General features: G+C 63.6%; 24 protein-coding genes. 3 read left to right on the top strand and 21 right to left on the bottom strand.

Annotation, left to right across the window (positions count from 1 at the left end):
- The first annotated feature begins 467 nt into the window (after positions 1-467).
- Positions 468-1,082, top strand: a complete 615-nt coding sequence (locus CGK93_RS08245; RefSeq protein WP_089594406.1) for a class I SAM-dependent methyltransferase — start codon at positions 468-470, stop codon at positions 1,080-1,082.
- Here the strand turns inward: CGK93_RS08245 and dapF are convergent.
- From dapF to CGK93_RS08215, 6 genes are all read right to left on the bottom strand, one after another.
- The gene (dapF, locus tag CGK93_RS08240) at positions 1,063-2,031 is read right to left on the bottom strand and encodes a diaminopimelate epimerase (RefSeq protein ID WP_089594405.1); all 969 of its coding nucleotides are present in this window, start codon (positions 2,029-2,031) and stop codon (positions 1,063-1,065) included. The genes CGK93_RS08245 and dapF overlap by 20 nt on opposite strands.
- Before the next feature lie 37 nt (positions 2,032-2,068).
- Positions 2,069-2,995 carry a tRNA (adenosine(37)-N6)-dimethylallyltransferase MiaA gene (gene miaA / locus CGK93_RS08235; RefSeq protein WP_089594404.1) on the bottom strand — a complete coding sequence of 309 codons (927 nt, stop codon included), beginning with the start codon at positions 2,993-2,995 and terminating at the stop codon, positions 2,069-2,071.
- A gap of 17 nt (positions 2,996-3,012) precedes the next feature.
- Positions 3,013-4,542: a tRNA (N6-isopentenyl adenosine(37)-C2)-methylthiotransferase MiaB gene (gene miaB, locus CGK93_RS08230; protein WP_089594403.1), complete on the bottom strand. Its 1,530-nt coding sequence runs from the start codon at positions 4,540-4,542 to the stop codon at positions 3,013-3,015.
- Positions 4,542-5,084 (bottom strand): regulatory protein RecX, encoded by a 543-nt coding sequence (locus tag CGK93_RS08225; protein WP_089594402.1) that lies wholly within the window; start codon positions 5,082-5,084, stop codon positions 4,542-4,544. The genes miaB and CGK93_RS08225 overlap by 1 nt, the downstream gene beginning before the upstream one ends.
- Entirely contained in the window at positions 5,074-6,114 is a 1,041-nt protein-coding gene (gene recA / locus CGK93_RS08220; RefSeq protein WP_089594401.1) for a recombinase RecA, read from the bottom strand. The genes CGK93_RS08225 and recA overlap by 11 nt, the downstream gene beginning before the upstream one ends.
- A 248-nt stretch (positions 6,115-6,362) precedes the next feature.
- Positions 6,363-6,587, bottom strand: a complete 225-nt coding sequence (locus CGK93_RS08215; protein WP_089594400.1) for a DUF3046 domain-containing protein — start codon at positions 6,585-6,587, stop codon at positions 6,363-6,365.
- Positions 6,588-6,628: 41 nt separating this feature from the next.
- Here CGK93_RS08215 and CGK93_RS08210 point away from each other — a divergent pair, with 41 nt between their 5' ends.
- The gene (locus tag CGK93_RS08210) at positions 6,629-7,180 is read left to right on the top strand and encodes a MarR family winged helix-turn-helix transcriptional regulator (RefSeq protein WP_089597295.1); all 552 of its coding nucleotides are present in this window, start codon (positions 6,629-6,631) and stop codon (positions 7,178-7,180) included.
- A gap of 97 nt (positions 7,181-7,277) precedes the next feature.
- Here the strand turns inward: CGK93_RS08210 and CGK93_RS08205 are convergent, their stop codons facing one another.
- The 9 genes from CGK93_RS08205 to CGK93_RS23485 form a co-directional block, all read right to left on the bottom strand.
- A complete protein-coding gene (locus CGK93_RS08205; RefSeq protein ID WP_014921288.1) occupies positions 7,278-7,712 on the bottom strand; it encodes a helix-turn-helix domain-containing protein in 435 nt (144 codons plus the stop codon).
- Between the two features lie 137 nt (positions 7,713-7,849).
- Positions 7,850-8,362, bottom strand: a complete 513-nt coding sequence (locus CGK93_RS08200) for a CinA family protein (protein WP_089594399.1) — start codon at positions 8,360-8,362, stop codon at positions 7,850-7,852.
- Entirely contained in the window at positions 8,359-8,961 is a 603-nt protein-coding gene (pgsA, locus tag CGK93_RS08195; protein ID WP_089594398.1) for a CDP-diacylglycerol--glycerol-3-phosphate 3-phosphatidyltransferase, read from the bottom strand. Before pgsA ends, CGK93_RS08200 begins: the two co-directional genes overlap by 4 nt.
- A 38-nt stretch (positions 8,962-8,999) precedes the next feature.
- The gene (locus tag CGK93_RS08190; protein ID WP_089594397.1) at positions 9,000-11,864 is read right to left on the bottom strand and encodes an FtsK/SpoIIIE family DNA translocase; all 2,865 of its coding nucleotides are present in this window, start codon (positions 11,862-11,864) and stop codon (positions 9,000-9,002) included.
- Between the two features lie 75 nt (positions 11,865-11,939).
- Positions 11,940-13,631, bottom strand: a complete 1,692-nt coding sequence (locus tag CGK93_RS08185; protein ID WP_089594396.1) for a ribonuclease J — start codon at positions 13,629-13,631, stop codon at positions 11,940-11,942.
- Positions 13,632-13,658: 27 nt separating this feature from the next.
- Positions 13,659-14,570 (bottom strand): 4-hydroxy-tetrahydrodipicolinate synthase, encoded by a 912-nt coding sequence (gene dapA, locus CGK93_RS08180; protein WP_089594395.1) that lies wholly within the window; start codon positions 14,568-14,570, stop codon positions 13,659-13,661.
- 58 nt (positions 14,571-14,628) lie between these two features.
- The gene (locus CGK93_RS08175) at positions 14,629-15,582 is read right to left on the bottom strand and encodes a carbon-nitrogen hydrolase family protein (RefSeq protein ID WP_232481580.1); all 954 of its coding nucleotides are present in this window, start codon (positions 15,580-15,582) and stop codon (positions 14,629-14,631) included.
- A gap of 69 nt (positions 15,583-15,651) precedes the next feature.
- The gene (locus tag CGK93_RS24050) at positions 15,652-15,846 is read right to left on the bottom strand and encodes a hypothetical protein (RefSeq protein WP_232481579.1); all 195 of its coding nucleotides are present in this window, start codon (positions 15,844-15,846) and stop codon (positions 15,652-15,654) included.
- 287 nt (positions 15,847-16,133) lie between these two features.
- Positions 16,134-16,316, bottom strand: a complete 183-nt coding sequence (locus tag CGK93_RS23485) for a hypothetical protein (protein WP_157731653.1) — start codon at positions 16,314-16,316, stop codon at positions 16,134-16,136.
- Positions 16,317-16,389: 73 nt separating this feature from the next.
- Here CGK93_RS23485 and CGK93_RS08165 point away from each other — a divergent pair, with 73 nt between their 5' ends.
- Positions 16,390-17,625 (top strand): heparan-alpha-glucosaminide N-acetyltransferase domain-containing protein, encoded by a 1,236-nt coding sequence (locus tag CGK93_RS08165; RefSeq protein WP_089594394.1) that lies wholly within the window; start codon positions 16,390-16,392, stop codon positions 17,623-17,625.
- On the opposite strand, the gene CGK93_RS08160 is transcribed toward CGK93_RS08165, so the two are convergent.
- Genes CGK93_RS08160 through CGK93_RS08135 form a run of 6 tightly spaced genes read right to left on the bottom strand, consistent with a single transcriptional unit; the run spans position 17,601 to position 21,593 of the window.
- Positions 17,601-18,089, bottom strand: coding sequence for a hypothetical protein (locus CGK93_RS08160; RefSeq protein ID WP_089594393.1), 489 nt, complete (start codon positions 18,087-18,089; stop codon positions 17,601-17,603). The two genes, CGK93_RS08165 and CGK93_RS08160, sit on opposite strands and share 25 nt — an antisense overlap.
- Positions 18,090-18,093: 4 nt before the next feature.
- The gene (dapB, locus tag CGK93_RS08155; RefSeq protein ID WP_089594392.1) at positions 18,094-18,852 is read right to left on the bottom strand and encodes a 4-hydroxy-tetrahydrodipicolinate reductase; all 759 of its coding nucleotides are present in this window, start codon (positions 18,850-18,852) and stop codon (positions 18,094-18,096) included.
- 51 nt (positions 18,853-18,903) lie between these two features.
- A complete protein-coding gene (locus CGK93_RS08150) occupies positions 18,904-19,359 on the bottom strand; it encodes a molybdenum cofactor biosynthesis protein MoaE (RefSeq protein WP_089594391.1) in 456 nt (151 codons plus the stop codon).
- Complete coding sequence (locus CGK93_RS08145; RefSeq protein WP_089594390.1) at positions 19,349-19,846, bottom strand: MogA/MoaB family molybdenum cofactor biosynthesis protein; 498 nt, start codon at positions 19,844-19,846, stop codon at positions 19,349-19,351. The genes CGK93_RS08150 and CGK93_RS08145 overlap by 11 nt, the downstream gene beginning before the upstream one ends.
- Complete coding sequence (gene moaC / locus CGK93_RS08140; protein ID WP_089594389.1) at positions 19,843-20,379, bottom strand: cyclic pyranopterin monophosphate synthase MoaC; 537 nt, start codon at positions 20,377-20,379, stop codon at positions 19,843-19,845. Before moaC ends, CGK93_RS08145 begins: the two co-directional genes overlap by 4 nt.
- Positions 20,367-21,593: a molybdopterin molybdotransferase MoeA gene (locus CGK93_RS08135; protein ID WP_089594388.1), complete on the bottom strand. Its 1,227-nt coding sequence runs from the start codon at positions 21,591-21,593 to the stop codon at positions 20,367-20,369. Before CGK93_RS08135 ends, moaC begins: the two co-directional genes overlap by 13 nt.
- Positions 21,594-21,612 lie beyond the last annotated feature (19 nt).

The raw sequence follows: 21,612 nt of genomic DNA, 5'->3' as shown, positions 1-21,612 counted from the left end.
GCGCTATTCGCGCTGGGCTGACGGGCATGGGCCAAAGAGGGCCTCCTGTGCTGAACGGCCGCCATTGGAATGGTCGGCGGTTGCTGTGATCTGGCGTGGTGGGATCCGCGCGGAGGTTCCTGGCCATCTGGAGATTGCACTGCCGGCTTAGCTGGACCCCGCGCAGGATGCTGGCGGTTCAAAGGGCTGGGCTGGAGGGTGTGATCTTCAAAACATCCGTGACGGGGAAAGCGGGTCAACGGAGGTGCCGGTGGGACCTGCCTGGCGGAAAGACCGGGGCTTGGCAGAACTACCAAGTACCGGGCTGCATCGCGGGCGGTGCCGTGTGACGCCTGAGTACTCAGGCGGGTTGCGGCGTTATTATTCGAAGATCAAGAACATGCGTTTCACAATATCATCCAATGTCAAGCCACCCCTCGGGGCCGGCAGTTTCCCATGGCGCCGATAGCCAACTAATCTGGCAAATTATGGAGTCTGCACACTATTTCACCGCCCAACCGGCCGGACCATTCACCAGAAAGCCACTCACGGTGGAACTCGCTGGAGCCACACGCCACTTGCAGACCTCCTCCGGCATCTTCAGCCCCGACGGAGTGGACAAGGGCACTGCCATACTTTTCTCCGAAGTTCCGCCGCCTTCACCCCAGGGAAACTTGTTGGACATCGGCTGCGGCTGGGGTCCCATTGCCTTGACGCTGGGGCTGATGGCGCCCCACGCCAAGGTGCACGCCGTGGACGTCAACGAGCGGTGTGTCACGCTGACCAATGAGAACGCGGCTGCCTTGGGCCTGGAGAACGTGACGGCCAGCCTGCCACACGAGGTAGACCCCGCCGTCGAGTTCGACACCATCTGGTCCAACCCGCCCATCCGGATTGGTAAGGACGAGCTTCACACCCTGCTGCTGACATGGCTGCCGCGCCTGGCCCCGGGAGGAAACGCCTGGTTGGTGGTTCAAAAGAACCTCGGCTCGGACTCCCTCCAGCGGTGGCTCGCCGGTGAGCTGGACAAGACCTACACGGTGGGCCGGGAGAGCACGTCCAAGTCCTTCAGGATCATTCGGGTCAGGAAAGCGTCCCAGTAGCCACGATCACGGCCGGGCCGCTGAGCTCTACATGTTCGCGGCCGCCTGCACCGGGGAAGAACTTAACACCCACGACGCCGCCCGGCACGTTGACGTGCCAGTCGTTCGGCGCTGTGTTGCCGGCCCAGTGACGAATGGCGACGGCGGCGGCGCAGGCTCCTGTGCCGCATGATTGGGTCTCCCCCACGCCGCGCTCATGGACGCGCATGGTGATGGTGCCGACGCCGTCTTCAACCAACGGTTCGGCCGGAACAACGAATTCAACGTTGGTCCCGTTGGCAGGCCTGGGATCGACCACCGGCGCCTTGAACAATTGCGTGGCCGACAGCTCCTTGAGTTCAGCCAAAGCAACCACAGTGTGGGGATTGCCCATGCTGACTGAGAGGCCGGGCCGGGCTACCTCCAGGCCGTCCGCACTGACCAGCGCGTCCATGGCCTTGGTGGTGGCTTCCTTGGGGAAGATGAACTCCCAGGGGCCCATGTCCACGGCGTACCCGTTGGCCGTCCGGACCACTTTCTTGACCCCGCCACGGGTGCCGATGGTCAGGGTTTCACCCGGGCCAAGATCCACCAATTTCTCGGCAATCAGGAAGTGCACGAAGACGCGGACGCCGTTGCCGCACATCTCCGAGAGGGAACCATCACCGTTGCGGTAATCCATGAACCATTCGGCGTCCGGATCCTGCTCCAGGAGGTCCCGCCCCTCCGGCAGGAACCGCGACGGAACAGCGCGGATAAGACCGTCCCCACCAATGCCTACATGGCGGTCGCACAACCGGGCAACCTGCTCCGGGGTGATCTCGTGGGCATCACCGGGGTCGGCAATCAGGACGAAGTCGTTGCCCGTTCCATGGCCCTTGGAAAACGTGAGGCCAGCAAGGCTTGAGGCGGTCACGGTAGCACCGGCAGCTTCGGACTGCTGGGCGGGAACTGCAGGGGTTTCATCCATGCCACTAGGCTACCTTCCACGCTGGTTCGGCCAGAAATCAGGGCTGCCGGCTCGAAGCGGTGGCGACGGCCTTGGCCACGAGGTGGGGATCCTGCCAGTCAAGCCAGGTGATCCGGGGGTCAGCCCTGAACCAGGTGAGCTGACGCCTGGCGAACTGCCTCGTGGCCACGATGGTTTCCTCTGACGCGGCACCCACGTCGGTCTGATGGTCCAGGACCCTCAGGAACTGCGCGTACCCCAAAGCGCGGGACGCGGTCTTGCCCTTCCGGAGCCCTGCAGCATCAAGCCGTTCAACCTCGTCAAGCAGACCAGCCTCCACCATCCGATGGACCCTCAGGGCCAACCGTTCCCTCAGCACCTCACGGTCCACTGACAGCCCGATCTGCACTGCCGGCTGAAAATACTCGCGTTGCGGCATGAACGAACTGAAAGGGCGCCCGGTCAACTGGTGCACTTCAAGCGCCCGGATCACCCGCCGCGCGTCACCTACACGGGCTGCCGACACGGGATCGACGTCCTCAAGACGGGTTCGCAGCGTCGCGAGGCCGTGCGCGTCATACTCTTCTTCAAGGGCCTTACGGATGACGGGATCGGTGCCGGGGAACTCCAGGACGTCCAGTGCGGCGCGGACGTACAGACCGGATCCCCCCACCAGGATAGGGCGTTTTCCCCGTGAACGGATTTCCCCAATGGCTCTACGGCAGTCCGCCTGGAAGTCCGCAACACTTGCCTCTTGAGTGACACCCATGGTGTCCAGCAAGTGATGGGGCACGCCCTTGCGCTCTTCCACGCTGATCTTGGCTGTTCCGATGTCCATTCCGCGATAAAACTGCAGGGCATCCGCGTTGATGACCTCACCGTTCAGGGCGAGGGCCAGGTTGACGCCCAGGTCCGACTTTCCGGAACCGGTGGGCCCAACCACTGCAATGACCGGCAGGGAAGCGTCCTGGGTGGAGGTAGGCACGTGATCCTGGTCCGACGTCAGGCGCGACGAGCAGGCAGCGACGGCATGCCCAGGGACACTCCGGCCTTGCTTGAGGCCGAACCCGGTGAAGGAACACCGCAGGACTCAGCTTGGGAACGATCCCAGGCGTCGCCGGCACGGGATCGGCGCAGTACATAGTCCCCAGCTGTGGCCGGATCCGCCACGAGGTGGAAAGCAGCAGCCTCCGTGATGGTGACCGTCACAAAGTCACCGGGACGGGGAGTATCTGCGCCGGACGGCACGGAGAAGTGCACCAGGCGCTGGTCCTTGGACCGACCCGATAAGCGGTGGGTTTCCTCGGCTTTACGCCCTGACTGGGCCGTCACCAGCACTTCAACCGTCCGGCCCAGCTGCCTGGCGTTCTCCTCAGCGGCAATGCGGTCCTGGAGGGCTGTCAGCCTTTCGAAACGCTCCTGCACCACGGCTTTCGGAAGCTGGTCAGGCAAGTCTGCGGCCGGCGTGCCGGGCCGTTTGGAGTACTGGAAGGTGAAGGCTGAGGCGAAACGGGACTTCTCCACGACGTCCAGGGTCGCCTGGAAATCCTCTTCAGTTTCGCCTGGGAACCCGACGATGATGTCCGTGGTGATGGCTGCGTTGGGAATCCGATCGCGAACCTTGTCCAGAATCCCGAGGAACCGGCTGGAGCGGTAGGAACGCCGCATGTCTTTGAGGACTTTGTCTGAGCCGGACTGCAAGGGCATGTGCAATTGCGGCATGATGTTGGGCGTCTCAGCCATGGCGTCGATGACGTCATCGGTAAAGGCTGCGGGGTGCGGGCTGGTGAAGCGGACGCGTTCCAAGCCCTCGATTTCACCGCATGCGCGCAGGAGTTTGGAGAAAGCCTGCCGATCCCCGAACTCCACGCCGTAAGAGTTGACGTTCTGGCCGAGGAGCGTCACTTCAACAGCGCCATCATCCACGAGCGCCTGGATCTCGGCGAGGATTTCTCCGGGGCGTCTGTCCTTTTCCTTGCCGCGGAGCGAAGGCACAATGCAGAACGTGCAGGTGTTGTTGCAGCCCACGGAGATGGAAACCCACCCCGCATAGACAGAGTCCCGCTTAGTGGGAAGAGTTGAAGGGAAGACATCCAGAGACTCGAGGATCTCAAGTTGTGCTTCATTGTTGTGCCGGGCACGGTCCAGCAGCGCGGGCAGGGCGCCAACGTTGTGGGTACCAAAGACGGCGTCAACCCATGGCGCCTTCTTGACGATGGTTTCACGGTCCTTCTGGGCCAGGCAGCCACCTACAGCAATCTGCATGCCGGGGTTCGCCGCCTTGACCTGCCGGAGTTGGCCGAGGTTGCCGTAGAGCTTGTTGTCCGCATTCTCCCGAACAGCGCAGGTGTTGAAGACCACCACGTCAGCGAGCTCACCGTCCGCAGGCACGTACCCCGCGTCCTCCAGGAGTCCCGCCATGCGCTCTGAATCATGGACGTTCATCTGGCAGCCGAACGTGCGGACCTGATAGGTCCGGGGCTCAGCCGAAGGAGTGGCGGAAACTGTTGGGGAAGGAATGGTCAAACTCACTACTCAAGGGTACCGGCTTCTGCCAGCACCTCACCGACGATCCTAAAGGCCATGGAGGGGGCGTAGCCCTTCCGTGCCAGCATCGACGCCAGACGACGGGTGTACTTGTCCCGTTCTGCGCGATCAGCCAGATCGACGCCGGGACGCAGCTTGCGTTGAACAAGCTCACGAGCAGCCACTTCTTCATCCTGATCGCTGAGCTGCGACAGTGCTTCTTCGGCTGCGTCCAGTTCGATTCCCTTGTCCGTGAGTTCGCGGCGAAGTGCGCCTTTAGCTAGCTTCTTGCTCTGCGAACGGCTGCGGACCCACATCCTCGCAAACTCAGCATCATCAATCAGCTGAACCTCTTCGAACCGGTCCAGGACTGCCTCGGCCACGTCCTCGGGCACATTGCGTTCCGCGAGCTTGCGGGAAAGCTGGAGCCGGCTCCGCGGCGCCATCGTCAACTGCCTCAGGACGATGGCACGCGCCACGGACTCGGGATCAGGCTCGGGATCGGCGGATACGGAGGACTCCGGATCCGGCCCTCTCCTAACCGTCAACGGCCTTCAGCTTTGGGGAGTCTTCCTCCGGCTTGACGCCCACGCCGAGCTTCTCCTTGATCAAGCGCTCCAGCTCCTGGGCGAGCTCAGGGTTATCCCGGAGGAATCGCCGCGAGTTCTCCATGCCCTGGCCCAGCTGATCGCCATCGTAGGTGAACCAAGAGCCCGATTTCTTGATAATGCCGTGCTCGACGCCCATATCAATGATGCCGCCCTCACGGGAGATGCCCTGGCCGTAAATGATGTCGAATTCTGCAATCTTGAAGGGCGGCGCCATCTTGTTCTTGACGATCTTGGCCTTGGTGCGGTTACCCACGGAGTCCGCACCTTCCTTCAAGGTCTGGATACGACGGACATCGATACGCACCGAAGCGTAGAACTTCAGGGCCTTACCACCGGTGGTGGTTTCCGGGGAGCCGAAGAAGACACCGATCTTCTCACGCAGCTGGTTGATGAAGATCGCTGTGGTTTTGGTCTGGCTGAGCCTGCCGGTGATCTTACGCAGGGCCTGGCTCATCAGGCGGGCCTGCAGACCCACGTGGGAGTCACCCATTTCGCCTTCGATTTCAGCACGGGGTACCAGGGCGGCCACGGAGTCGATGACGACGATGTCCAGGGAGCCGGAACCCACCAACATGTCCATGATCTCCAAGGCCTGCTCGCCGGTATCCGGCTGCGAGACCAAGAGTGCATCCGTATCTACTCCGAGCTTTGCAGCGTAGTCCGGGTCCAGGGCGTGCTCAGCGTCGATGAAGGCCGCAATGCCGCCGGCGCGCTGGGCACTGGCAACGGCGTGCAGCGCAACGGTGGTCTTACCCGAGGATTCCGGTCCGTAGATTTCCACCACGCGGCCACGGGGCAGGCCGCCAATGCCCAGGGCGATGTCCAGGGCAATGGATCCGGTAGGGATGACCTCGATGGGAGCCCGAGTGTCGTCACCCAGGCGCATGATGGATCCTTTGCCGAACTGCTTGTCGATCTGGGCAAGCGCTGCTTCGAGCGCCTTTTCACGATCCGGGGTTGCCGCCATGGTTCACACCTCTGATGCTTTCTCGCTGTGGAGTGGCCCTAAGGGCCGCTTTCCTGTCATGTCAGACGCTATTACGACGTGCTGACATTTTTATGAGCCGAATCCGGCTATGTGGACAACCGGGCAATCCGGATGCTCGGAAATGCGGCCTTCGGGATCAATTTTCCTCTCACAGGAGCATATCCCCATCCGAACAGATATTCGAACAATGGTCCGGCGTGTCCCTTGTCGAGGCAGCAGCGCGACCCTCAGTTGGAGGCCGGTTTGATGTCCCGCCCCAGCCTGCGTTCGGCCGGAACATCCTGGACTTCGCACACAGCCAACCACACCTCGCGGGGCTGGTATCCGGAGGCCAGGGCCTCAACGGCAGTCCGCCCGCCCACGCCTGCGAGTACCAAGGAGCCGGCGAGGACCCGGGAATAGCCTGCCCCGAACTCATCGTCCATCAATCGCCAAAAGTCACTTGCCCTCACGGATAGAGTCTCTCACGGAGCCGGACTCTAGAATGGTTGCCATGAGCAATCCTCTCCAGAGCACGCCCGGTCAGGCCGTGCCAGGCGACGCCGTAGACGACGCCCTCCAGCAGGTGGAACACCAGCTGAGCCTGCTCTGGCGCCGGGCCCGGTCAATCTCCCACCAGTTGTCGCGCCAGGTCCACCCGGACATGGAACCGGCCGCCTACGGGCTGCTGACCGTCATCCGGAGGGAAGGACCCATCAGGTTGACGGACCTCGCTACGTGCATTGGCGTGGGCAAGCCGTCCGTGAGCCGGCAGATCGCTTTCCTGGAAAGCATTGGCCTGGTCTACAAGGAAGCCGACCCGCAGGACGGAAGGGCACAATCCATCCGCCTGACGGACAAGGGCGAGGACAAGATGCACCAGGTCCAGGATGCCCGGCGGCAGGTATTCCGTGAACGCCTGGGCGAATGGCCGCTTGAAGACGTCCAGATCCTTGCCGACTACATGGGCCGGCTCAATGCGATCTACGGCGACGGCGTCCTCAAGGACGTGACCCTGCGGGAACCGGACATTGCCGCCGACCCCACCAAGCCGGCCGACGCCTGATCCGCCAGGGCTCCCGCCCCTCAGTCCATACCAACAAACACCAAAAGAAGGTCCCCAGCCGATGGCTGGGGACCTTCTTCCAATTCTGGTGGAACGGTTACCGGGCTCCGGAGAGCATTCCCTGCGGGAAGTCGTCCGTGAGGTCCAGATCGCGACCGTAACGCTGGGAGAATTCCTGCGGAACGGTGTCCGGCACGGCCACTCCCTCAGCAACGGCCACTCTGTCGCTGACTTCGCGGAGCATGTGGGACAACGGAACATCCAGGGCTGTGCAGATAGAGGACAGGAGCTCGGAAGAAGCCTCCTTCTGGCCGCGTTCAACTTCACTCAAGTAACCAAGTGAGACGCGGGCGCTGTGCGAAACCTCGCGGAGGGTACGGCCCTGACGCTGGCGGACATCGCGCAGTACATCACCGATCTCGTGGCGTAGTACAACCATTTTGCGCTCCTTCTGTTCGCTCTGTGCCTGATCAGCCAAGCCCACATCCTTCCAGCGGACAACGCCGTTTACGGATACGGGCTGCTTTACCATCTGTATCGCCTTGCTCCCTCAGTCATCCGGTTCGCTGGTGGGCGGACCGGGTTGGTTTCTACATCCTAGGCGCCCCGGCTCTTCCGAAGCGACTCAATGACACAACTATTGGCAATCAGTTTTTGTTCCCGGCTACTTTACGAACGGTAACCATCCCCCTCCAGCGCAGCAAGCAGACGCGCCAGTGCCGCCCCGCAGGCTTGCTCGCGAATGGACTGGCGGTCCCCCGTGAAGCTGAATTCGAAGGCTTGGGTTCCGGCATCGGCAGCGATTCCAACGAACACGGTTCCTACGGCTTTGCCGTCGTGGGGATCAGGTCCGGCCACTCCGGTTGTGGATACTCCAATGCTGGCACCGCAAGCACGCCGGGCACCGTCGGCCATGGCCTCCGCAACAGCACCGTCAACGGAGCCGACCTCGGCAAGCAGCTCTCCCGGAACGCCCAGGACTCCGGCCTTAACGGAGTTTTGATACGCAACAACTCCGCCCTGAAGCATCGCTGAAGCGCCGGGAGTATTGGCCAGGGTGGCCGCTACCATTCCAGCGGTGAGCGACTCAGCCGTGGCCACCGTGAGGTTCTTTGCGATCGCCGCGGCGACCACCGCCGTCGACGTCTCTGCTGCGGCGGTGACGGCGTCACCGGACGTCATGCGCGACGCCCCGCTGCCCGCAGCTTGAGGGCTTGGATGACGTATTCGACGCCGGTCCACAGGGTGATGGCAAGCGCCAGCATCATGACCCAGAAGGCGGCGTCGCCCAGCCAGGGGGCGATCGCCTTGAGGGGAAGGATGTACAAGAAGATGGCCACGGTCTGGACCACCGTCTTCAGCTTTCCGCCCCTGGAGGCCGGCATGACGCCGTACCGGATCACGACGAACCGAAGCGCGGTAATCCCCCACTCGCGGACGAGGATGAGGATGGTGACCCACCACGGCAGTTCCCCCAGGATGGACAAGAGCACCAGCGCGGAGCCGATCAGCAATTTGTCGGCAATGGGATCGGCGATCTTGCCGAAATTGGTGATGAGGCCGCGCGCCCTGGCGATGTCGCCGTCGAGCTTGTCCGTGTAGATGGCTACCGCGAAGGCCACTACGGCTGCCCAGCGCCACAGGCCGTACTCGCCGTTGTCGGCGAGCAGGAACCAGACGAAAAACGGAACCAGGACGATGCGGAGCATCGTGAGGATGTTGGGCAGGTTCCAGACATCGGAGTTGCTGGACGTCGCGTTATCACCCTCGGCTGTAGTCACCCCTCTAGGCTACCGTCTTTGGGCAGACGCCTTTGAAGCTAGCGCCCCGTCAGCGACCAGGCGTCTTCGCCGCCTTCGTCGTCGTCATCCGGGCCGTCAGCGCCATCGTGATACTCAATGGCCTGCGTCCGGTTGTCCAGGTCCGCCTGCACCAGGTCCTCCGCATAACCGCCGACGGCGATGTTCGAGTTCGCGTTGTCGCTCAGGGCCGCCGTGTGGGCGTCGGGGGCAGCGGGCGATTCCTGGCCCTTCATCGCTGCCAGGACCGCCGCGAGGTCGTCCGGCTTGACCAGGACATCGCGGGCCTTCGAACCTTCCGAGGGCCCCACCACGCCGCGGGATTCGAGGAGGTCCATCAGGCGCCCGGCCTTGGCGAAGCCCACCCGGAGCTTGCGCTGCAGCATCGACGTGGAGCCGAACTGGGTGGTCACCACCAACTCGGTGGCCTGCAACAGGACCTCGAGGTCGTCTCCGATGTCGTCGTCGATCTGCTTCTTGGGGGCCTCGGCAGCAACGTCGTCGCGGTAGACAGCCTGGAGCTGTCCCTTGACGTGCTCCACCACCTTGTGGATCTCGGATTCCGTCACCCAGGCACCCTGGACACGCATTGCCTTGGACGCACCCATCGGCAGGAAAAGCGCGTCACCCTGGCCAATCAGCTTCTCCGCGCCCGGCTGGTCCAGCACAACACGCGAGTCCGTCACGGACGAGGTTGCGAAGGCCATGCGCGAAGGCACGTTCGCCTTGATCAGGCCAGTGACCACATCCACGGACGGGCGCTGGGTGGCCAGGACCAGGTGGATACCGGCAGCACGGGCAAGCTGGGTGATGCGGACAATCGAGTCTTCGACGTCGCGCGGCGCCACCATCATGAGGTCGGCGAGCTCATCCACGATCACCAGGAGGTAAGGGTAAGGCTTGATGACCCGTTTGGAGTCCACGGGCGGCACCACTTTGCCGGCACGGACGGCCTTGTTGAAATCGTCGATGTGCTTGTAACCGTAGTTGGCGAGGTCGTCGTAACGGGCGTCCATCTCCCGGACAACCCACTGCAGGGCCTCAGCGGCCTTTTTAGGATTGGTGATGATGGGCGTGATGAGGTGCGGGACGCCTTCGTACGCGGTGAGCTCCACGCGCTTGGGGTCCACCATGACCATGCGGACTTCATCCGGGGTGGCGCGCATGAGGATGGAGGTGATCATGGAGTTCACGAAGCTCGACTTACCGGCACCGGTGGCCCCAGCCACCAGCAGGTGGGGCATCTTGGCCAGGTTGGCCACCACGTAGCCGCCCTCCACGTCCTTGCCAACACCCATGACCATGGGGTGGTCGGTCCGGCGGGCGTTCTGGCTCCGCAGCACGTCGCCCAGCGAAACCGTTTCGCGGTCCGTGTTGGGAATCTCGATGCCAATGGCCGATTTGCCGGGGATGGGGCTCAGGATACGGACATCGCTCGATGCGACCGCATAGGAAATGTTCTTGGACAGCGCCGTAACGCGCTCCACCTTGGTACCGGGAGACAGCTCGATCTCATAGCGCGTTACGGTGGGACCACGGCTGAAGCCAGTCACGGCAGCGTCCACGTTGAACTGTGTCAGGGTGTCCGTCAGGGCGGCGACGACGGCGTCATTGGCCTCCGTGCGCTCCTTCGGAATGGAGCCCGGCGTCAGGTAGTCCGAGGCCGGCAGTGTGTAGGTGACATCCCCGGCGAGGGACAACTGCTCCGTGCGCTGTGGGATGGGCGTTTGCGGGAGCGGCGCACCGGCAGGCTTCGCGGGGACCTGGGCCACAGTGGGCGCGGGAACGGTCATGTCAGGAGTGATGACCGGGATGGCTTCGGTGGGGTTGTCGATGCCGGGCGCAGCACCCAGGCCCTGGGCTGCCTTGATCTTCCCGACGGCGATCTCCGCCTGGGTTGGGCGACGCACCCCCGGCGGAACGCGCGGTTCCGACGCGGCGGGAGTTTCGTCGTCGTCGACTATTGCATGTTCGAAAGCTTCGTCCCCGACGTAGCCCTCCAGGCCTGCCTCGGGTTCCTCGTCCTTGCCAAAGAAGCGCATGCGCTTCTTCTTGGGCTTGGCAGGTGCATCGTTCTCATAAAGATAACTGCGGTCATGGGCGTCCTTGCCGGAACCATCCATGAGGTCCACGCCCATAAGGTGCTCATAGGCACCCCGGATCCGGGAGGGAATGGCGCCGAACGGGGTTGCGGTGACGATCAGGAATGAGACGAACGCCAACAGGCTGTAGAGGACCACCGGCACTGCGGCGTGGATTGCGGCCAGAGGGGCGGCGGCGAGGAATCCCAGCATGCCGCCTGCCCTGCGCAGGCCATCGAATCCATCGGCCACGGTGGGCAGGCCGCCAATGACGTGGGCCAAACCCGAGCCGGCCAGGGTCATGATCATGAAGCCAATGCCCACACGGTTGTTGCCGCGGCCGTCCTGGGGTTTCCGGAACAACCGGAAGGCACAAACAAAAAGCATGAATGGCAGGATCAGGGCCATCCAGCCAAACGTCCCGTTGACCACGCTGTAGACAACGTCCGGGAGCCAACCTGTCAGGCCCCACCAGGCGAAGGTGGCAATGGCGATGCCCAACACCAGATTGAACAGGGCTGCGCCGTCACGGCGATCCGCGGGGTCGAGGTCGCTGACGTCGTAACCGATGCGGCGGACGCCGGCACCGACCACATGGCCGATCCCCTGCCAAAAACCTGAAAGCATGCGCAGGGGCAGCGGAACCTGGGGCACGACGGCGGCTGCCTGCTTGGTGCGGGCGGTACTTCCCCGACCGTTCCTGGGTGCGGCTGCGCCGGTTTTGGATGCGGCTGCGCTCCGGCCTGTGCCGCCGGATTTACTGCTGGAGCTGCCTCGTGGCGTGGAGGTAGTACGGGTCGCCATAAGTGCCACGGTACCGCAAGGGGGCCTGAAATCCGCGGATTTCAGGCCCCCTTGGGTGTGCATGTTGCCCAGGGGCTACGCCTCAAGGACCACCGGAATGATCATGGGACGGCGGCGGAGCTTGCGGTTGACCCACGTGCCGATGATCCTGCGCACCACCTGCTGCAGCTGATGGTTGGTGTGGTCTGCGTGATTAAGCACAGCGTCTTCCAGTGCGGCGTTGATCTTGGGGATGATCTCGTCGAAGACGGAATCATCCTCAGCAACACCACGGGCATGGATTTCCGGTCCGGACACGATCTTGCCGGTAGTGCGGTTGATGACCGTGATGATGGAAATGAAGCCTTCGTCCCCGAGGATTCGACGGTCCTTCAGGTCGGCGTCGGTAATCTCACCCACGCTGGAACCGTCCACGTAGACGAATCCGACCTCTACTTGGCCAACGATGTTGGCTTTGTGGTCCTTCAGGTCGATCACTGTGCCGTTGTCGCTCAGGATGATGCCCTCGGACGGAACACCGGATTCCCGCGCAATGTTGCCGTTGGCAATAAGGTGACGGGTTTCGCCGTGCACAGGCATGGCGTTGAGCGGCTCAAGGATGTTGTAGCAGTACAGGAGCTCCCCTGCCGCTGCGTGCCCGGAGACGTGGACCTTTGCTGTTCCCTTGTGGATCACATCTGCGCCGAGCTTGAGGAGTCCGTTGATGATGCGGAACACGGCATTCTCGTTGCCGGGAATCAGGCTGGAGGCCAGAATGACGGTGTCGCCGGGTCCAACCACTACGCGGTGGTCGCCGTTGGCCATGCGTGACAGTGCCGCCATCGGCTCGCCCTGGGAACCGGTGGACATAAGGACCACGCGGTCATCGGGCATGTTGTCGATGTTCTTGATGTCCACCAAAATGCCGGCCGGCACATCGAGATACCCCAGCTTGGCGGCGATGGCCATGTTGCGCACCATGGAGCGTCCAACGAATGCAACCTTGCGGCCATGCTTCCCTGCGGCATCAAGGACCTGTTGGACACGGTGAACATGGGACGAGAACGACGCGACGATGAGGCGCTTCTTGGCTTGGCCGAACAGGCGGTCCAGAGTGGGACCAATTTCCTTTTCGGCCGTGGTGAACCCAGGGACGTCCGCGTTGGTGGAGTCCGCCATGAAAAGGTCCACGCCCTCTTCGCCCAACCGGGCGAAGTGGCGGAGGTCGGTGATGCGGCCATCCAACGGCAACTGGTCCATCTTGAAGTCGCCTGTGTGCAGCACCGTGCCACCCTCGGTCCGGATGAAAACGGCCAGGGCATCAGGGATGGAGTGGTTCACGGCAATGAACTCGCACTCGAACGGGCCGAATTGCTCCACCTGGCCCTCGGTGACGGTCAGGGTATACGGCTTGATCCGGTGTTCCTGCAGCTTTGCTTCCACCAGGGCCAGGGTCAGCTGGGACCCGATTAGAGGAATATCGGCCTTAAGGCGCAACAGGTAGGGAACAGCACCGATGTGGTCCTCGTGACCGTGCGTCAGCACGACGCCAACGACGTCCTGCAGCCTGTCTTCGATGTAGGAGAAATCGGGCAGGATAAGGTCTACGCCGGGCTGGGTCTCTTCTGGGAAGAGCACGCCACAGTCAACGACCAGCAGCTTGCCGTCGATTTCGAAGACGGCCATGTTGCGGCCGATCTCTCCCAGGCCACCGAGCGGAACAATCCGCAGCGTGCCTTTCGGCAGTTTCGGCGGCGTAACCAGTCCGGGAAGGGCGGTTTGGGTCATATTGTGCTTCTTTCCGGCGGAACCGGCCTAGACGTTGAAGTCCATTCCGGCTTCCGCCAAATCCCCGCGGATGATGTCGATCTCGGCTGCGTCCGGCTCCACGAGGGGCAAACGGACAACCGAGTTGGGCAGGACTCCCTGCCACTTGAGAATCTGCTTGGCGGCTACTGCGCCTTGGACCCGCGTCATGGTTGCGCGAATGACGGGTTCCAGTTCAAAGTTGATGGCCCTCGCAGTGGCGAGGTCGCTGGCGTTCACGGCGTCGATCAGTTCGCGGAAGCGACGCGTGGCCACGTGGGTGGTGACGCCCACCAGGCCGACGGCGCCGAGCGCCATCCACTGGAGGGTCAATCCGTCATCACCGGAATAGAAGACGAGGTCAGTCTCTGCCATGACCCGGGTAGCGGCGGCAAAATCTGCCTTGGCGTCCTTGACCGCCACGATGTTCTGGTGCTTGGCCAGTCCGATCATGGTCTCAGGAGCAATCGCAATGGAGGAGCGGCCCGGGATGTCGTAGAGCATGACGGGGAGATCCGTTGACGAGGCAATGGTCTCGAAGTGCGCCCGGACGCCTGCCTGGCTGGGCTTGTTGTAGTAGGGCGTGACGATCAGGAGACCGTCCACGCCAACCTCAGCCGCGCGCTGGGAAAGGTGCACCGAGTGTGCGGTGTCGTTGGTGCCTGTTCCGGCAATGATGGCGGCCTTGCCGCCGACGGCTTCTTTGACCGCCCGGAACATACCAAGGTTTTCGTCATCTGTAAGGGTTGAGGTCTCCCCGGTGGTGCCGGTAACAACGAGCCCATCGCAACCATCCTGGACAAGCTTCTCTGCCAGTACAGCGGCTTGGTCGTAGTCCACCTTGCCGTCCTCGGTGAACGGGGTGACCATCGCGGTCAGGAGGGTACCAAGGGCGGGAGTGTGGGCGCGCAAGTCAGACATAAGAAAAACGTTACCCTGTCACGGGCTTGTTACAAGAATGGGTTCCGCGTGATGGTCCTCATGCCCCTGCCGCGGATCTGTAGGCGTCAAGGCGGGACCGGTCCAACGACACCATGGCTGCCTCCGTCCCGGTGCCCGCCACCCGGACCAGGGCAGCACCGTCGGGACCCCACCCTCCGCTGAGACCGCAGGAGGGGCCCAACGGCGTTTTCCCTCCAAGGTTTGCCAATAATCCGAACATCCGGTGGTCCATGGATCGGGCGCCCAAATGCAATCCGAGCCTGAGTTCCTCGCCCCGCGTGTACAGCGCGGACACTGCATACACATCGGCCTTCGCTTCCGCCGCGGCACCGGCGTGGGCAGGATGCGCGGCGTCAGCACAGACGGCAAAGGCAACCCGCCATCCGTCAACGTCCAGCACTGCCGGGCCGTTTCCAGGGACAAAAAGCTCCCGCTCCGGCCCATGCAAATGCGTTTTGAAGACCGGTTTCACCGAACCGTCACGGCCAACGATGAGCGAGGCCAGCCGGGGCGTCCGATCCGCCTCACGCCAGCCTGCCCCGACGACCGCCACCGTCCCGGTGCGGGCACAGACATCCTGGAGGGGGTGGAGCCGCGGGTCACCGTCGGTCAACCACGGCGACGGTTGACTGCCCAGTGAAGGCTGCCCTGCTCCGCCGGGGACTTCAAAGGCGGTGAGTTCATACCCCGTCAAGGAGAGCTCGGGAAAAAGCACCAGGCGTGCGCCACGTTCGCAGGCTTGCTCCACCAGCACCACATGGGCGGCGACGTTTGCTTCCACGGCCGCGCCCCCAGCACCCGGCAGCAGCGCTTCATACTGAACGACGGCGGCGCGAAGCACTGCCAGGTCATCCGGCTCTTCCCCAGGGCGAGGCCGGGCCTCAACGAACCCGGGCCCTGCGGGCGCGGTGTCAGCGAACGGGCTCTCAACGGACGTGGCATCCAGGGGGGCCGGCCTTTGGGTTGGGACATGCGGGGGTGTCAGAGTCACCAGCCCATCCTATTCCGGAGGAAACCGCGGAACGGGGCAGGCCCAGGCGGACCCCTCAGTCCAGGTGGGCTAGGCCGGCCCGGACGTCCGCGCAGGTTGCTCCGAGCAGTAGTGCGCCACGGCCCGCTCCTTGAGGTGTTCGGCCCACGTCACCAGCCGCTGGGAAGCGCGAACGTATTCAAACAGTTCCAGCGGCGTCAGGGAATCCAGGTCTGCCTCGGATAGCCGCCGGGCAAGTTCAGCTCCTGGCGGCTGCTCGGCCAACACTGTTCCTTCGCGGCGCCACTGGGTGTCTTCGGGGGTTCGCCCGCCACGAGTTGCCTGAAAAGGAAGTCGACGACGCCGGGGCTCATGGCTTTCATGGGTCCGGCGAGACCTTCGGGTGGCGTGGGAACATCGTTCATCCTGCCATGCTATTCGAACATATATTCGAAAACAAGAGCCGGACCCGCGCCGGGCCGCGCCGGCCAGACAGCCGGAGCAGTCACTGGTGCCCGGTCAGCCGTGCGCGTTGGCGACGGCCGCCAGCTGTGGACCCAGCCTTTCGGCCATCAGCCGGTAGCCGGCATTGGACCATCGGCCTGCCTGCATTGCGTGATGGAACTGCCGTAGGTGATCCATCGTTTGCCGGATCCCCCGGCAACCCTCACGTCTTCGCCCTTCAGCGACACCTCGAGCACCCTGAGGAAGCCGTACTGCGGCAGCCACAGTTGAACAGTTGATTGCGGCGGCATGGAGCCAAGATCGAGGTCAGCATAGGACTCTACCGTCGGTCCAGCTCACAGTTGGCTGTGAGACCATCGCAGCATGACTTCGCAAGAGACTGCGCCTCCGCGGAAAGCGCGCGACGGCGGCCAGGTCTCCTCCCGTCTCACAGGGATCGACGCCGCCAGGGGCGCAGCGTTGCTTGGCATGATGTCCACGCACCTACTGCCGACGTTCGGCCCCTCCCCGTCGTGGGAGCCGACATTCGTGGGACTGGTATTCTCGGGTCGGTCTGCTGCACTCTTCGCCGTCCTTGCCGGCATTGGGCTGGCGCTGAGTACGGGTAAGCAGGAACCCCGCACAGGCAACGATCTTTGGTCCGCCAGGGGCGGCGTGGCCATGCGCGCGTTGGTGATTGCGGTCGTCGGCCTCACTCTGGGAGGGCTGGACGTCAACGTCGCCGTCATCCTGGTGCATTACGCCGTACTTTTCCTGTGCGTCCTGCCGTTCCTTGGCCTTCGGCTCAAGGCACTGTGTTTCTGGGCGGCGGGCTGGGTTCTCTTATCTCCGCTGCTGGCCTACCTGGTCCGGCCCTTGTTGTTGGACGCCGCTCCTCCCCTGCAACTGGGTCACAACCCCAACGGCGAGGACCTGGGGACGCCGGCCCGCCTCCTCGCAGACCTCTTCTTCACTGGTTACTACCCGGTGTTCCAGTGGATCTCGTATCTGCTGATCGGGCTGGTGATCGGCCGGTTGGCGCTCACGACGGCGAAGGTGCAGTTGCTGCTGTTAAGCTGCGGAGTCGCTGTCGCTGCGGTGTCAAAGCTGGGTGGGTTCCTTGCCATGGAGGCATTGGGCGGCCGGGCCGCTCTGGAGGCGCTCCCCGGAACGCGCGGGTACCCGCTGGAAAACATGCTCCAGATTAATCTGACCGGGCTGGAGCAGACCGGTTCGTGGTGGTGGTTGGCCACGGCATCCCCCCATGCAGGGACCACGCTGGACCTGCTGCACACCAGCGCAACAGCCGCTGCAGTGGTGGGTTTCTTCCTCCTGCTGGGTACCGTGGCCGAACGTATCAAGGTCAATATCCTGATAGTGCTCAGCGGGCCGGGAGCCATGACGCTCAGCCTCTACTCGGCCCATGTATGGGTGGTTTCGGGGTTCACCAACCAGCCGCTCCCTGCGGGGTGGACAGAAGAGGGCATGTACTGGACCCAGGCACTGTGTGCCGTGGCAATCGGAGTCTGCTTCGCCTTGCTCCGGCGCCGCGGACCGCTGGAGTGGGTAGCCCATACGGCGTCGAAGCTGGGCAGCTACCGTCCCGCAGCGGTGGGCTGAGAGCGAAACAGCTTCACGGCGTCGCGCATTGATGCCCGGGCGCGTTTGCGGTCCCCTGAGGCGTCATAGGCGCAACTCAGCCTGAACCAGGAACGCCAGTCCTCCGGCGCCGCCTCTGCCTCGGCGCGGTACTTCTCGAACTCCGCATCCGCGGCAGCCCGGACAATCCGCCCGCCGGGCGTACGGGGCAGTGTGTCCTCGGGCAATCCGCCTTCGGCTTCCAGGACCTTGGCCATCTGCTCGGTGCGGGCGCCAAACAGGAGCTCGCGGATGAGCGCCCACGCACCGACAACGGGCAGGACCAGATAGGCCGCTCCAATGCCCTTCGCTACCAGGTTGGAGTCACCGAGGAGGAGGAACGAGCGTTGGACGGACACCACCAGGTAGAGCACCAACAGCAGGGTGATGGCGCCGACCCAGATTTTGGTGCGGTTCTTCTTCAAGGAAGTCCAGAAATTTCCCATGGACCTAGAGCCCCAGGTCCAGGTAGCCGTCCAGGCCAACCGTGAGGCCGGGGTGCGCTGCGACCTTGCGCAATCCCAGCAGGACGCCAGGCATAAAGGAAGCCCGGTCAAAGGAATCATGGCGCAATGTCAGCTGCTCACCCGGACCGCCGAAAAGGACCTCCTGGTGGGCTACCAAACCGCGGAGCCGGACACTGTGGACGCGGACACCCTCCACGTCACAGCCCCTGGCTCCATCCAACGACGTTTCAGTGGCGTCCGGGCTTGCCGGAACTCCGGCTGCCTGCCGTGCATCAGCGATCAGCTGCGCCGTACGCACCGCCGTGCCGGAGGGTGCGTCCACCTTGTTCGGGTGGTGCAGCTCGATGATCTCAACGGACTCAAAGTACTGTGAGGCTTTGGCTGCGAAAGCGGAGGCCAGTACAGACCCCAGGGCAAAGTTCGGGGCGATCAGTACGCCGGTGTCCGGCTTCTGCTCCAGCAATGCACGGAGGGACTCCAGCCTGTCGGCATTCCAGCCGGTGGTACCCACAACAGCGTGGATGCCATGCTCCACGGCAAACCGGACGTTGGTCTCGGTGGTGTCCGGGACGGTGAGGTCAACAACATACTGTGCGCCGGCGTCGAGCAGGGTTTCCAGGGAATCGCCGCGACCCAGGGCGGCTACAAGCTTCATGTCATCAGCTGCTTCCACAGCTTTCACGGCTTCAATTCCCATGCGCCCGTGGGCGCCCAGCACTGCAACAGCAAGTTGTTCGGTCATGCCGTTAACCCTACCGCCGGGCCGGCACCCGGCAGGAACCGTGACTCAGGCCTACTCCCCCGCGCCGACCCACTCGACGGTGCCGTCGGTGAAGAACTGTTCCTTCCAAATGGGAACCTGCGCTTTGACCCTGTCCACCAGCTCGGAACAGACAGCAAACGCCTGTCCCCGGTGGGCCGCCGCGACGGCACAGACCAGCGCCGGGTCACCGATCTCCAGCATCCCGATACGGTGCGCTGCCCAGATGCGGACGGGCTGATCGGCTTCGCCTGAGTGCTCGGCGACCAACTGGGCCACGACGTCGGACATGACCTGGTGCGCCGTGGGATGGGCGCTGTAACTTAGCCGGTCCACGGCCTTGCCGGAATCGTGGTTCCGGACCACGCCACTGAAGCTGACCACAGCCCCGGCGGTGTCCGATTCGACCGCCGCGATGGCTTGATCCACCGAGATGGGTTCCGCGCTGAGGACAGCGCTGACTACTTCGAAATCTGTTTCAGTGCCCATGGCTACCTTCCATTTGTTCGCACAAGTGCCCGATCACTGGGTCCAGGACAGCCAATCCATCCATAACGCCTTTCGGGGATCCCGGCAGGTTGATGATGAACGTCTTTCCCGCAGCTCCCGCGTGGCCGCGGCTCAGCATCGCCATCGGGGTTTTCGCAGCGCCCGCGCGCCGGATTCCTTCCATGATGCCGGGAATTTCGCGGTCCAGGAGCGGAAGCGTCATCTCCGGTGTCTTGTCGTCCGGGCTCAGGCCCGTTCCGCCGCTGGTGATGACGACGGCGGGGTCCTGGGTCAGGAGCGCCCTGAGGGCAGCTCCCACCGGCTCCCCGTCCGGCACCACCATGGTGGGGAACGTCTCGAAGCCGTGCTCATTGAGCCAATCGAGGATGATGGGCCCCGTCTCATCGGCATAGATTCCCGCAGCTGCCCGGGTGGAGGCGATCACGACGCCGGCCTTCCGAACAGTGTTCGGCTCGCAAGCACTCATTCGCCGGCCTCCTGGACCGGTTCCCCGGAGACGTCCCAGTCGCCGCTCTTGCCGCCACTCTTGGCCAGCACGCGGATGTCGGTCAACACGGCGTGCTTGTCCACGGCCTTGATCATGTCGTAGACACTCAGCGCCGCTACCGATGCCGCCGTCAGGGCTTCCATTTCGACGCCGGTCACGCCCTTGGTCTTGACGGTTGCCAGGATGTCCACCGAGCCGGCGCCCAAGTGGAAATCCACGGTGACTTTGGAAATCGGCAACGGATGGCACAACGGGATCAGCTCGGGCGTCTTCTTTGCCGCCATGATGCCTGCCACCCGTGCCACGGCGAGCGCGTCGCCTTTGGGCAGCTCACCGGCGCCCAAGAGGACCATTACGTCCGGTGTTGTGCGGACGGTTGCCGTGGCAGTGGCCTCGCGTGTGGTCACTGCTTTCGCGGAGACGTCCACCATCTGCGCAGTGCCATCGTGCCTCAGGTGCGTCAGGCCGCCGCCGTGTTCTGTTGTCCCGGGAGTTTCATTCACAGCATCCATACTTCCACTTCGGCTCCTGCTGTGAGTTCCGTGACGTTGCCTGGGATCTGGACCAACGCGTTGGCACGGGCGAGCGCGTGGACCAGATGGGAACCTGCGCCGCCCTCCATACGAAGGATGCCGTCCCCGGCCACCGAACCACGCCGGACCTGGTGTTTGCCCTCCGGCGAGGTCAGGGGTTCAGCCAGGCGTACGCTCCGAACGGGTCGTGGAACAGGAGTTCCCATAACCTCCGATACGGCCGGCCGGAGGAACATCTCAAAGGAGACGAGGCAGCTGACAGGGTTGCCGGGAAATCCGAGGAACGGAACGCCGTTGAAGGTCCCCAGCCCCTGCGGCCCGCCCGGCTGCATTGCCACGGGGAGGAAATCAACGGGCTGGCCGGCCATCGCCTGGCGCACCACCTCGTAGGCACCCTTGCTCACTCCCCCGGTGGTGACAATGACATCCACGGGACGGTCCGCCTCCCGGGTGTGATGGTGAAGGACAGCCAGCAGGTGTGCAGGATCGTCATCGGAGATGCCCGTACGGACAACGTCAAGGCCTGCCTGGCGCATGGACGCTTCAAGCAGCGTTCCGTTGGAGTCGAAGATCTTGCCGGGCGTGAGTTCTTCCCCCGGTTCCACTACCTCGTCTCCCGTGGTGACCAGGAGGACGCACAGGGGTTCAGGGACCTCGACAGTTGCCAGGCCCAGGGCTGCCAGCAGGCCAAGCTGGGCCGGTCCCAGCAGGGTGCCTGCTGCCAGGGCCAGGGCACCCTGGTGGATGTCGCTGCCGCTGTTCCGCACGTAAGCACCGGGAGCCACCGCGGGAAGGTCGACGACGGCATCCAAGGTGGTGGGGTCAGGGAAGGTGCTGGGGCTCGCCTTCTCGATGGGTATGACGGCGTCGGCACCCTCTGGAATCATGGCCCCGGTCATGATGGGGGCGGCGTAGCCGGCCTTCAGCGCTGTTGGTGTCGCACCTGCCGGGACGGGCGCTGCCACCCTGAGCTGCCCGCCGTCGTCGGGAATGTCTTGTGACCGGACGGCAAAGCCGTCCATCTGGGAGTTGGCGAACGGCGGCAGGGAGAGCGGCGCATGGACATCGACGGCCAGCGGCTTTCCCAGTGCGTCGAGCAACGGCACACGGTGGTTTCCCTTGGTGGTGGCAGCGCCTGCCAGCAGTTCCACCACTGCCTGGCGATGGGTCGCAACTGATCTGGGCACGGACAACCTCCTGTTGTGACACGCT

The organism is Arthrobacter sp. YN (assembly GCF_002224285.1).
Lineage (GTDB): Bacteria > Actinomycetota > Actinomycetes > Actinomycetales > Micrococcaceae > Arthrobacter.
This window is presented reverse-complemented; position numbering and strand designations above follow the sequence as displayed.

Excerpts from the sequence above, each read along its gene's own strand:
- CGK93_RS08245 (WP_089594406.1), top strand. The coding sequence starts at position 468 with ATGGAGTCTGCACACTATTTCACCGCCCAACCGGCCGGACCATTCACC.
- recA (WP_089594401.1), bottom strand. The coding sequence starts at position 6,114 with ATGGCGGCAACCCCGGATCGTGAAAAGGCGCTCGAAGCAGCGCTTGCC.
- CGK93_RS08210 (WP_089597295.1), top strand. The coding sequence starts at position 6,629 with ATGAGCAATCCTCTCCAGAGCACGCCCGGTCAGGCCGTGCCAGGCGAC.
- CGK93_RS08185 (WP_089594396.1), bottom strand. The coding sequence starts at position 13,631 with ATGACCCAAACCGCCCTTCCCGGACTGGTTACGCCGCCGAAACTGCCG.
- CGK93_RS08205 (WP_014921288.1), bottom strand. The coding sequence starts at position 7,712 with ATGGTAAAGCAGCCCGTATCCGTAAACGGCGTTGTCCGCTGGAAGGAT.
- dapB (WP_089594392.1), bottom strand. The coding sequence starts at position 18,852 with ATGACCGAACAACTTGCTGTTGCAGTGCTGGGCGCCCACGGGCGCATG.
- CGK93_RS08200 (WP_089594399.1), bottom strand. The coding sequence starts at position 8,362 with ATGACGTCCGGTGACGCCGTCACCGCCGCAGCAGAGACGTCGACGGCG.
- dapF (WP_089594405.1), bottom strand. The coding sequence starts at position 2,031 with ATGGATGAAACCCCTGCAGTTCCCGCCCAGCAGTCCGAAGCTGCCGGT.
- CGK93_RS08165 (WP_089594394.1), top strand. The coding sequence starts at position 16,390 with ATGACTTCGCAAGAGACTGCGCCTCCGCGGAAAGCGCGCGACGGCGGC.
- moaC (WP_089594389.1), bottom strand. The coding sequence starts at position 20,379 with ATGGATGCTGTGAATGAAACTCCCGGGACAACAGAACACGGCGGCGGC.
- CGK93_RS08150 (WP_089594391.1), bottom strand. The coding sequence starts at position 19,359 with ATGGGCACTGAAACAGATTTCGAAGTAGTCAGCGCTGTCCTCAGCGCG.
- CGK93_RS08145 (WP_089594390.1), bottom strand. The coding sequence starts at position 19,846 with ATGAGTGCTTGCGAGCCGAACACTGTTCGGAAGGCCGGCGTCGTGATC.
- CGK93_RS08160 (WP_089594393.1), bottom strand. The coding sequence starts at position 18,089 with ATGGGAAATTTCTGGACTTCCTTGAAGAAGAACCGCACCAAAATCTGG.
- dapA (WP_089594395.1), bottom strand. The coding sequence starts at position 14,570 with ATGTCTGACTTGCGCGCCCACACTCCCGCCCTTGGTACCCTCCTGACC.
- CGK93_RS23485 (WP_157731653.1), bottom strand. The coding sequence starts at position 16,316 with ATGCCGCCGCAATCAACTGTTCAACTGTGGCTGCCGCAGTACGGCTTC.
- CGK93_RS08190 (WP_089594397.1), bottom strand. The coding sequence starts at position 11,864 with ATGGCGACCCGTACTACCTCCACGCCACGAGGCAGCTCCAGCAGTAAA.